General features: G+C 65.4%; 10 protein-coding genes. 8 read left to right on the forward strand and 2 right to left on the reverse strand.

Annotated elements, in window-relative coordinates:
- Positions 1-105: 105 nt before the first annotated feature.
- The gene (locus NO931_RS04185; protein WP_256391364.1) at positions 106-774 is read left to right on the forward strand and encodes an RAD55 family ATPase; all 669 of its coding nucleotides are present in this window, start codon (positions 106-108) and stop codon (positions 772-774) included.
- Positions 775-795: 21 nt separating this feature from the next.
- On the opposite strand, the gene NO931_RS04190 is transcribed toward NO931_RS04185, so the two are convergent.
- Complete coding sequence (locus tag NO931_RS04190) at positions 796-1566, reverse strand: creatininase family protein (RefSeq protein ID WP_256391365.1); 771 nt, start codon at positions 1564-1566, stop codon at positions 796-798.
- 574 nt (positions 1567-2140) lie between these two features.
- Here NO931_RS04190 and NO931_RS04195 point away from each other — a divergent pair.
- The 6 genes from NO931_RS04195 to NO931_RS04220 all read left to right on the forward strand — a co-directional run bounded on the left by NO931_RS04195 (position 2141) and on the right by NO931_RS04220 (position 7580).
- On the forward strand, positions 2141-3595 hold the full coding sequence (locus NO931_RS04195) for a twin-arginine translocation signal domain-containing protein (RefSeq protein WP_256391366.1): 1455 nt from the start codon (positions 2141-2143) through the stop codon (positions 3593-3595).
- A 208-nt stretch (positions 3596-3803) separates the two neighbouring features.
- The gene (locus tag NO931_RS04200; protein WP_256391367.1) at positions 3804-4757 is read left to right on the forward strand and encodes a carbohydrate ABC transporter permease; all 954 of its coding nucleotides are present in this window, start codon (positions 3804-3806) and stop codon (positions 4755-4757) included.
- A 1-nt stretch (position 4758) separates the two neighbouring features.
- A complete protein-coding gene (locus NO931_RS04205) occupies positions 4759-5712 on the forward strand; it encodes a carbohydrate ABC transporter permease (protein ID WP_256391368.1) in 954 nt (317 codons plus the stop codon).
- Positions 5713-5716: 4 nt separating this feature from the next.
- Positions 5717-6919, forward strand: coding sequence for an ABC transporter ATP-binding protein (locus NO931_RS04210; protein WP_256391369.1), 1203 nt, complete (start codon positions 5717-5719; stop codon positions 6917-6919).
- Positions 6919-7122, forward strand: coding sequence for a DUF8005 family protein (locus NO931_RS04215; protein ID WP_256391370.1), 204 nt, complete (start codon positions 6919-6921; stop codon positions 7120-7122). Before NO931_RS04210 ends, NO931_RS04215 begins: the two co-directional genes overlap by 1 nt.
- A gap of 185 nt (positions 7123-7307) precedes the next feature.
- A complete protein-coding gene (locus NO931_RS04220; RefSeq protein ID WP_256391371.1) occupies positions 7308-7580 on the forward strand; it encodes a hypothetical protein in 273 nt (90 codons plus the stop codon).
- Between the two features lie 82 nt (positions 7581-7662).
- On the opposite strand, the gene NO931_RS04225 is transcribed toward NO931_RS04220, so the two are convergent.
- Positions 7663-8169, reverse strand: a complete 507-nt coding sequence (locus tag NO931_RS04225) for an SHOCT domain-containing protein (RefSeq protein ID WP_256391372.1) — start codon at positions 8167-8169, stop codon at positions 7663-7665.
- 142 nt (positions 8170-8311) lie between these two features.
- On the opposite strand from NO931_RS04225, the gene NO931_RS04230 reads away from it, so the two are divergent.
- Positions 8312-8983, forward strand: coding sequence for a phosphoglycolate phosphatase (locus NO931_RS04230; protein ID WP_256391373.1), 672 nt, complete (start codon positions 8312-8314; stop codon positions 8981-8983).
- Positions 8984-9065: the final 82 nt, after the last annotated feature.

Consider the following 9065-nt stretch of genomic DNA (forward strand, 5'->3'; position numbering starts at 1 on the left):
GAACTCGTAACTAACTGGGAGGTACGCGAACGCTCGGCGTACCGTGATCGATACCGATCAGCATCGCACGCACGACCGAACCGACCGGACGCCGCGCGGACGCCGATGAGCCGCCAGTTCCGGACCGGGATCGACCTGCTGGACCGCCAGCTCGGCGGGGGCATCCCCGCCGGCAGCGTCGTGGCGCTGACGGCGCCGCCGTCGAGCCAGTCGGAGCTCCTGCTGTACGAGTTGGTCGGCCGGCGCCGGACGCTGTACCTGTCCGCCGAGCGGACGGCTGACGACGTTCGATCCGTGCTCGACGAACAGGTGAGCGACGCCGACGGACGGGCCGGCGACACTGCCGGATCTGCCGGCGCCGCCGCCGAGTGGCACGTCCGAGAGACCCGCGGCGACGACCAGATCGATCGGGCGACGCGACTCCTCCGGTCGATCGCGGACGGCGCGCTCGTGATCGTCGACCCGGTCGACGCGCTGGAGCGGTCGGATCGACGCCGTTATCGCCGCTTTCTCGCCGAACTGCGCGAGGAGATGGCGTCGACCGGTGGCGTCGCCGTGCTCCACTGCCTCGACGGCCGCGAGTCGCCGCCGCTGCGCGACGTCACCGAGTACATGGCCGACGTGGTGTTCGAGCTCTCGACGGAAGTACAACAGGAGACGGTACGGACGCGGCTGCGCGTCCCGAAGTTCCGCAACGGCGCCGCGCCGACCGACGTGATCCGGCTCCAGCTGACCGACGAAGTTGCGGTCGACCACAGCCGCGAGATCGCCTGAATCGGTCAGAATCAGCGTCGCTCAGACGTGGGGCTTCGCGGTCAGATCCTCGAAGCGCTGGTCGTCGAGCCACTCCAGTAGCGCGACGAGTTGCTCGGTCGCCGCCTCGAACAGCTGTTCGCCCTTCTCGGCGGTGGCGTCGCGCTGATCGCCCAGCACGCCGTTGTCGGTGTTGTCGATCGCGTCGTAGAAGGTTCGAGCGCCGTGGCGCCGCAGATCGTCGTCCGAGAGCGTCCGGAGCCCGCCCTCCGCGGCCGCTTCCAGTTTCTCCTCGCGGACCAGTTCGGGCGCGAGATGCTGGATCATCGCCGTCTCCTTGGGGCCGCCGTGGGGCCCGTTGTGCTCGAACAGGTCGTCGACGAGGTCGGGGATGCTCTCGTTCCACATCCACTCGATGGCGTAGGCAATGCCGTCGCGGCGAAGCCGGCGTCCGACCTCGCGGAGGTGCTGGACGTTGCCGCCGTGGGCGTTGACGTAGACGATGCGGTCGATCCCGTGGTACGCCAGATTTCGCGAGAAGCTTTCGACGTAGTTCCGGAACGTCTCCGGGTCGACCCACATCGTCCCGTGGAACTGCCGGTGGTGCTCGGAGACGCCGATCCGCACCGGCGGGGTACAGAGATAGCCCGTGCGCTCGGCCGCCTCGCGGGCGAACCCTTCCGCGATGATGTGGTCGGTGCCCTCCGGGAGGTGGGGCCCATGCTGTTCGGTCGACCCGAGTGGCACGATCGCCAGCGACTCCGACTCGAAGTACGACCCCAGTTCCGGCCACGTTCGGTCGGCGAGTTGCATCTGGTACCAACACGGTCTCGTCGCGGGTTAAGCATTGTTGCCGTCACCGATCGTCCCCGAGCGTCATCGCGGTCACGGGCTGCAGTTTCCTCGTCCGACGGGGACGCCGCTACCTGCCATTCTGCAGTGACGAACGGTATCGTGTTATTCGAGCTAGACGAAAGCCCTCGTTACGTCCCGGGAAACGTAGCTATCGGTGTGAGGTTTCGAACGTCGGAGCCGATTCGGCGTCGCGTCGGTGAAACGGTCGCGGGGCTAAATTCGCGGAAGCGAGCCCGTGACGCGGCGGCGTCTACGCGGAACTGCGATAGACTCTCTTCTCGATAGCCCTCGTGTCCGGCCGTTCGTCGAAAGTGCAGGTTACTCCATGCAATAGCGATAGTGACTCCCGCACTATACTGAATATTTTAAGTTCTTATATTATTTTCCCAAAAAACACAATAGTATATGGACGATAGTGACGTAATTCTAAATCGCCATGCCTCAAAGGGGGAACGACGGAGGCCGACGGGACGGCGACAGACGGCGCCGAAAGTACACTCGAACGATCGGCACAGACGACGGTCCGTCCTCCGTGTCTCGGCGACGGTTCGTCGAGGCTGCGGGCGCGGCTGGAGTCGTGGCGGGGCTTGGCGGGTGTATCGTCCAGGACTACGGCAGCGAGTCCCAGGAGGGCGAGATCGACGTGGGGGAGGTGCCCGACGAACCGATCACGCTCCAGTGGGCGGCCAGCGAGCAGGAGGCGGGCGCGTCCGAGGAGATCGTCTCCGCGCTCCACGACGCCGGGATGCCCGAAAACATCGACATCAACTTCCTGTCCGGCGGCAACGTGACCTCGGACCGGCAAAACCAGTACGAGCAGTGGCTTGCCGCAGATCGCGAGAAGCCGGACCTCCTGCGAATGGACAACGGGTGGACGATACCGTTCATCGTGCGCGAACGGATCCTCAACCTGGAGCGCGTGCTTCCCGAGGAGACGACAAATCGAGTGAAGAGCGACTACAACGAGATGAGCGTCCGGACGGCGATGGACCCCGAGAGCGAGGACCTGTACGCCATCCCGCTCTGGATGGGGCTGCCGACGATGCAGTACCGCAAGGACCTCGTCGAGGAGGCCGGCTACGATCCCGACGGCCAGAACTGGGCGACGGAGTCGATGTCCTGGAAGCGATTCTCGGAGATCACGGCCGACGTGATGCAACAGCAGGGAATGGATTACGGCTACACGTTCCAGGCTGACGTCTACGCGGGGCTGTCGTGCTGTGATTTCAACGAGTTCATGAGCTCCTGGGGCGGCGCGTACTTCGGCGGCGTCGAAAACCTGTTCGGACCGATCAACGACCGGCCGGTCACGATCAACGAACCGCAGGTTGTCGATTCGATCCGGATGGTTCGAACGTTCATCCACGGCAGCGGCGCGCCGAACACGATGAACGAGTACGCGGGTAACATCGCCCCGGTGTCGGTACTGAACTGGACCGAACAGTCCTCGATGCGGCCGTTCTCGAACGGCGAGACGGTGATGCACCGAAACTGGCCCTACGCGATCAGCGTCAACGGGGCCCCGGAAGCCTTCGGGGAGGATCTCGGTGTGATGCCGATTCCGTGGGCTGTGCGGTCCGACGAAGCCGAGTACGCCGGTACCGGCGGCCCCGTCGCCGCGCTGGGCGGGTGGCACGTCGCGATCAACCCGAACACGCAGAACATGGCCGCCGCCGTCGCCGCGGTCGAGGCGGCGACCAAGGACTCGTTCAACTTCGATCTGTTCGAGATTCTCGGGCAGATCCCGCCCAAACCCGACCTGCTCGACACCCAGAGAGCGAGAGACGTCCCGGTCATGGGCCGATACATGGACGCGCTGCAAGTCGCCAGCCAGAACGCCATCGCCCGCCCGGTGACGGTCGTCTGGCCGGACCAGTCCAGACAGGCTGCACAGGCGGTCAACTCCGCGTACGCGGGTGACGTGGCGCCCCAGCAGGCGATGGCCGACCTCGAGAGGACGTTCGAGGAGATCGAGGAGAGCACGTGATACCACAGATCATGCACATGACAACTCACTGCACGACAACCGACCCGCCCCGGCGCGTACGCTCCGGAAGTCGCTGTCGCCGAAGCGTCACGGTGACTCGACTCGATAGGCCCGCGTCTCATCGGGGCGACGAGACAGGAATAACCGTCGCGACGACACCGCCTGCACCGGGGAGGAGACCGCTCTCACTGAGGGGGTGGACCACGCCATGAGCCTGGCGAGCGTCGTCTCCCAGCCGGCCAACTGGACCGAACGGCTCAACGAGACGCAGTTCGCGTACCTGATGCTGGTGCCGGTGTTCCTGTTGCTGGGCGTCATCGCGATCTGGCCGCTGTTGAGCACGTTCCGGATGTCGCTGTTCGCAGATAACTTGACGAGCGCTGCCACGGTCGGCGAGTTCGTCGGCCTCCAAAACTACGTCGAGTTGCTCTCGGGACAGCGCGAGCCGGTGTTGCCCCGGCCGTTTTTCGACATCAGCCAGCCGTTCCGGAGCGCACTGCTCGTGACGCTGATCTTCGCGGTCGTCAGCGTCCTCTTGGAGACGCTCCTCGGGTTCGCCGCGGCGCTGGTGTTAGACCAGGAGTTCCGCGGCCGGCGCTGGTTCCGCGTCGCGCTGATCCTGCCCTGGGCGGTGCCGATCGTCATCCAGGGGATGATCTTCTACCTGATGTTCGCACCGGGGATCGGCTTCGCGACCGATCCGCTCAACAACCTCGGCATCTTCGGGGCGACGCCGCTGACCAACAGCTTCGACTCGCTGGTGATCATCGTCATCGCCGACGTCTGGAAGACCACCGCGTTCATGACGCTGCTGATCCTCGCGGGGCTCCAGAGCATCGACCGAAGCCTCTACGAGGTCGGCCGGGTTTCGGGCGCGTCGAAGTGGCAGCAGTTCAAGATGATCACGCTCCCGCTGGTGCTGCCGGCGGTGCTGGTCGCGATGCTGTTCCGGTCGATCAACGCGATGCGCGTGTTCGGGTTGATCGAAACGGTGTCGGACTGTGGCACCGTGCCGTCGCTGTCGTGCATGGTCGTCCAGACGTTCAGTTCCGGGCGCTACGGCACGTCCGCGGCGATCGCGTTCCTCACCGCCGCGATCATCGGCGGCGCGGTGATGATCTACATCGTCCAGTTCGCGCGCGGTCAAGCGGAGGTGATCTGAGATGGCCGGCGAAGCCGAGACCTCACGTCAGTCTCAGGAGGAGGAGGATGCCGGTCTCTACGAGCGCTGGGTTCAGGAGTCGATGCAGAACCCCGAGCGGGTGTACAACGGGCTGTTCTACGTCGTCACGCTGTTTTTCCTCGTGACGATGATGTTCCCGTTCTACTGGTTGCTGGTGCTGGCGCTCACGCCCAACGAGCAGATCGCCAACATGGGGCTACTGCCGCGAGGATTCAACGTCGAGGCCTTCGTACGGATCTTCGAGCTGCTGCCGTTCGGCAGGTTCGTGTTCAACAGCATCTTCCTCGCGCTGCTGACGACGGCGATCGTCCTGCTGCTGGCGAGCCTCGCGGGATACGTGTTCGGGCGCCTGGAGTTCCCGGGCCGACAGCCGCTGATGCTGTTGATTCTGGCGATCTCGTACTTCCCGCCGGCGGCGTTCCTGCTGCCGTTGTTCGATCTGTTCACCGGCAACGTCGTGATTCCGCTGGGCCCGGTCGCGATTCAGAGTCCGGTGCTGTTCAACACGCCGGGGGCGATGATCCTGCCGTTCAGTTCGCTGTTCATGCCGCTGTCGATCTTCATACTGACGACGTTCTACGCCCAGATCCCCGACGGGCTCGAAGACGCCGCCAGGGTCGAAGGGACGACGCGGATCGGCGCCCTGTTCAGGGTGATCATGCCCCTGTCGGCGCCCGGCGTCGCGACGGCCGGCATCCTCACGTTCATCGCCGTCTACAACGAGTTCTTCTTCTCGTTCCTGATGAACGACGGGCAGGCCCAGAACTGGGCGCCGATCGTCTGGGGGATCCTGGGCTACCAGGGCCAGTACACGCAGTTCTACAACCTGATGGCGGCCGCGAGCATCGTCGGCGTGCTGCCGGTGGTGATCCTGGTCGTCATCGCACAGGAACGAATCGTGAGCGGACTGACCGCGGGCGCACTCAAGGAGTAAAACAATGGGAGACGTCAAACTAGAACACGTAACGAAACGGTACGCGGACGTAACGGCAGTCGACGACATGAACTTAGACATCAGCGACGGCGAGTTCGTCACGCTCGTCGGCCCGTCGGGGTGTGGCAAGTCCACCACGCTGGAGACGATCGCCGGCCTGACGATCCCCACCGAGGGGACGATCACGATCGCCGATCGCGAGGTGACGAACTTGCCGCCCAAGGACCGGGGGATCGCGATGGTGTTCCAGAACATCGCGCTGTTTCCCCACATGGACGTCTACGACAACATCTCGTTCGGACTGCGGCTGCGAGATTTCGACAAAGAGGAGATCGAGCGGCGCGTCGAGCGCGCGACCGAGATCCTCCAGATTCAGGGGATGCTCGACCGGATGCCCGAAGAGATGTCCGGCGGCCAGCGCCAGCGCGTCGCGATCGGGCGCGCGATCGTCCGGGAGCCCGAAGTGTTCCTGATGGACGAGCCGCTGGCCAATCTGGACGCCAAGCTCCGGGTCCACATGCGCACGGAGCTCCAGCGCCTCCACAAGGAGCTGGACACGACGATCATCTACGTCACCCACGACCAGGCCGAGGCGATGACGATGTCCGACCGCATCGCCGTGCTCAACGAGGGGCAACTCCAGCAGATCGCGGCGCCGCTGACCTGCTACAACGAGCCGGCCAACCGGTTCGTCGCGGGCTTCATCGGCTCGCCCAGCATGAACTTCCTCGAAGGTGAGCTGACGGCCGACGGCATCACGACCGACGACTTCGCGGTCGAGTTCGACGTCGCCGCCCTCGACGGCTACGGCCCCGGCGACGACGTCACGCTGGGCGTCCGCCCGGAGGACGTACACCTCGAAGAGAACGCCGACGAACTCGCCCATCCGACCACCCCGTTCCCCGCCCAGAACGACGTCATCGAGCCGATGGGCGACGAGATCTTCGTCTACCTGATCGTCCACGACCTCGAGGGCGGCGGGCAGGAGGGCGCCGTCACCGAGCGCGACCCCGACGAGCAGGTGCTGATGAGCGTCGATCCGGACGCCGACGTCGAGATGGACGCGCGCGTCCAGATCGTGTTCGACAGGAGCCGCCTGCACCTGTTCGACACCCGATCGGGCGACGCGATCACCCACGGCCTCGTCCAGCCCGCCAGCGGCGTCGACCAGCGAGCACGGGGCGCCGAGTCGGAGGGCGACGACTGATGGTTTCGACCGTCGGCGTCGTGTACGTCGTCGGCGTCACCGTCCTGTTTTTCTTCTGGGTCTACGGCATCTACGCGTTCGGACGGGACGTGCGGCGGCGGTACCTGCCGGCGCTGCGGGCGTACCTGGAGCAACGCGAGAGCGACGCCGAAGCGGCGCGGGCCGAAGAGGAACGGGAGGAGCGAGAGCAACAGTTGTACTGACGCCGGAGGCTCGCGTCCTCCCCGGGCGCCGTCGACGTCGGGCTGAGTGGGCAGTTGTCTCCGTCGGAAGAATATCGTTCATACACAAAATAGCATGAAACAGCAGGTCGGTGAGAACTGCGTATCGAACGGCGGTTCGATCTACACGTCACCAGATTTTAGTAACTAGATATGACTTTTAGACTATGGAACGTCTGTATTTGTACCAAGGAGCGCTTGCCGTGCTGGGGCTGTCGTTTCTGCTCAACGCGGGTAGCTCATTCGCTGCCGGAGACTGGAGTCTCGTTCCACTCCTTTTTGCAGTAAGTGGGGCCGGTCTGCTTCTCGGAGCGGGTTACGAGTCGCTCCGAACTGACCCTGCCGAGTTTACGATCTCTACTGGTTCACTCTTTATTATCAGCGGCGGCGCTTGCCTGAGTCTCGTCATTACTGTTCTCGATATCGTGTTTTCCTTCTGATCGTCTGCCGTACGATCCGTATCGACCGCGCCGAGTCAGGATACATCATCCGCTGAGAGTTTCGACAAAGCCGGCCAGTCGATCAGCGTCGATCCTCGGTCTCGACCTCGCTCCGGGCCACTGACTGGGAGCTGCCGTCCCCGTCGTCGTCGAGCAGTCGCTCCATCTCCCGCTCGAACTCCGACTCACCGATCTCGCCGGCAACGTATCGCTCTCTGAGCTGTTCCTTCCGATCCTCGGTCGTCGGCTCGACCTTTCCGGAGACGTCGAACTCGCGCAGGGCCGGGAACTCCCGTTCGAGGCGCTCAACGAACGACGCCAGCCGGTCGTCCCGGGGCAGCGACGCGCTCCGGAGGACGGAGACGACGGTCGCGAGGAGAAACAGCGCCGCGATCGCGCCGAGAGCCAGCCCCGCAACGACCCACTCGGCGGCTGCTCCGAGCATCGCCAGCACGACGAACTCCTCGCTCGCGTAGACGCCGCCGCTCAACGCCGACAGCGCGTCGAGCAAGCCCAGGAGACCGACGCCGACCAGCAGGACGGTGCTGACGACGAAGCCGCCGAAGTACAGCCAGCGACGCGAGACCATGTCCCAACCTCCGGGCCGGAGCATCGTTAAACGTGCGGACCGTGCGATTACGTCGCCTGTCCGGATCGCGACGACGACGTCGGGGCCCCGACGCCGCTGGCCGTTCGCAACAGCTTAGGGCGCGAGCGCCGACCCACCGACAATGACGGCGCCGCTCGTACTCGACATCGACGGGACGCTGACGAGAGCCGACGGGGAGCCGGGGATCGACCCGCGCGTATTCGAGCCGCTCCGCGAGTGGCCCGCTCCCGTCGTGATCGCGACGGGGAAGGCGTTCCCGTTCCCGGTCGCGCTGAGCCAGTTCGTCGGGCTGCCCGAGCGCGTGATCGCCGAGAACGGCGGCATCGTCTACGCCGAGGGAGAGGTCAGCGTCGTCGGCGCCCGGGACGCCGCCGAGGCCGCCGTGGCGTCGCTCCGCGAACGGGGGTACGATCTGGGCTGGGGCGAGCCGGATCTCGTCAACCGCTGGCGCGAGACCGAGCTCGCCGCCAACCTCGACGTGCCCGAAGCGCCGCTGCGCGAGGTCGCCGCCGAGCACGGGCTGGAGGTCGTCGACACCGGCTACGCCTACCACATCAAGGATCCCGAGATCGGCAAGGGAGACGGGCTCGAAGCCGTCGCGGAACTACTCGGTCGCGATCCCACGGAGTTCGTCGCGATCGGCGACTCGGAGAACGACGTCTCGACGTTCGGCGTCGCCGGCGAGAGCTACGCGGTCGCGAACGCCGACGACGCCGCGCTGGGGGCCGCCGACCACGTCACCGACGGCGTCCACGCCGCGGGAACGCTCGAAGTGCTCGACCGACTGCGATAGTCTCCGTCGCCCGGCCGCGATAGTCCCCGGCCGCGATAGTCTCCGTCGCCCGGCCGCGATAGTCCCCGTCGCCCGGCCGCGA

The organism is Natronoarchaeum rubrum, assembly GCF_024494695.1.

Bases quoted from the DNA above. Each gene is read 5' to 3' on its own strand.
- NO931_RS04210 (WP_256391369.1), top strand. From the start codon at position 5,717: ATGGGAGACGTCAAACTAGAACACGTAACGAAACGGTACGCGGACGTA.
- NO931_RS04200 (WP_256391367.1), top strand. From the start codon at position 3,804: ATGAGCCTGGCGAGCGTCGTCTCCCAGCCGGCCAACTGGACCGAACGG.
- NO931_RS04215 (WP_256391370.1), top strand. From the start codon at position 6,919: ATGGTTTCGACCGTCGGCGTCGTGTACGTCGTCGGCGTCACCGTCCTG.
- NO931_RS04230 (WP_256391373.1), top strand. From the start codon at position 8,312: ATGACGGCGCCGCTCGTACTCGACATCGACGGGACGCTGACGAGAGCC.
- NO931_RS04185 (WP_256391364.1), top strand. From the start codon at position 106: ATGAGCCGCCAGTTCCGGACCGGGATCGACCTGCTGGACCGCCAGCTC.
- NO931_RS04220 (WP_256391371.1), top strand. From the start codon at position 7,308: ATGGAACGTCTGTATTTGTACCAAGGAGCGCTTGCCGTGCTGGGGCTG.
- NO931_RS04190 (WP_256391365.1), bottom strand. From the start codon at position 1,566: ATGCAACTCGCCGACCGAACGTGGCCGGAACTGGGGTCGTACTTCGAG.
- NO931_RS04205 (WP_256391368.1), top strand. From the start codon at position 4,759: ATGGCCGGCGAAGCCGAGACCTCACGTCAGTCTCAGGAGGAGGAGGAT.
- NO931_RS04225 (WP_256391372.1), bottom strand. From the start codon at position 8,169: ATGGTCTCGCGTCGCTGGCTGTACTTCGGCGGCTTCGTCGTCAGCACC.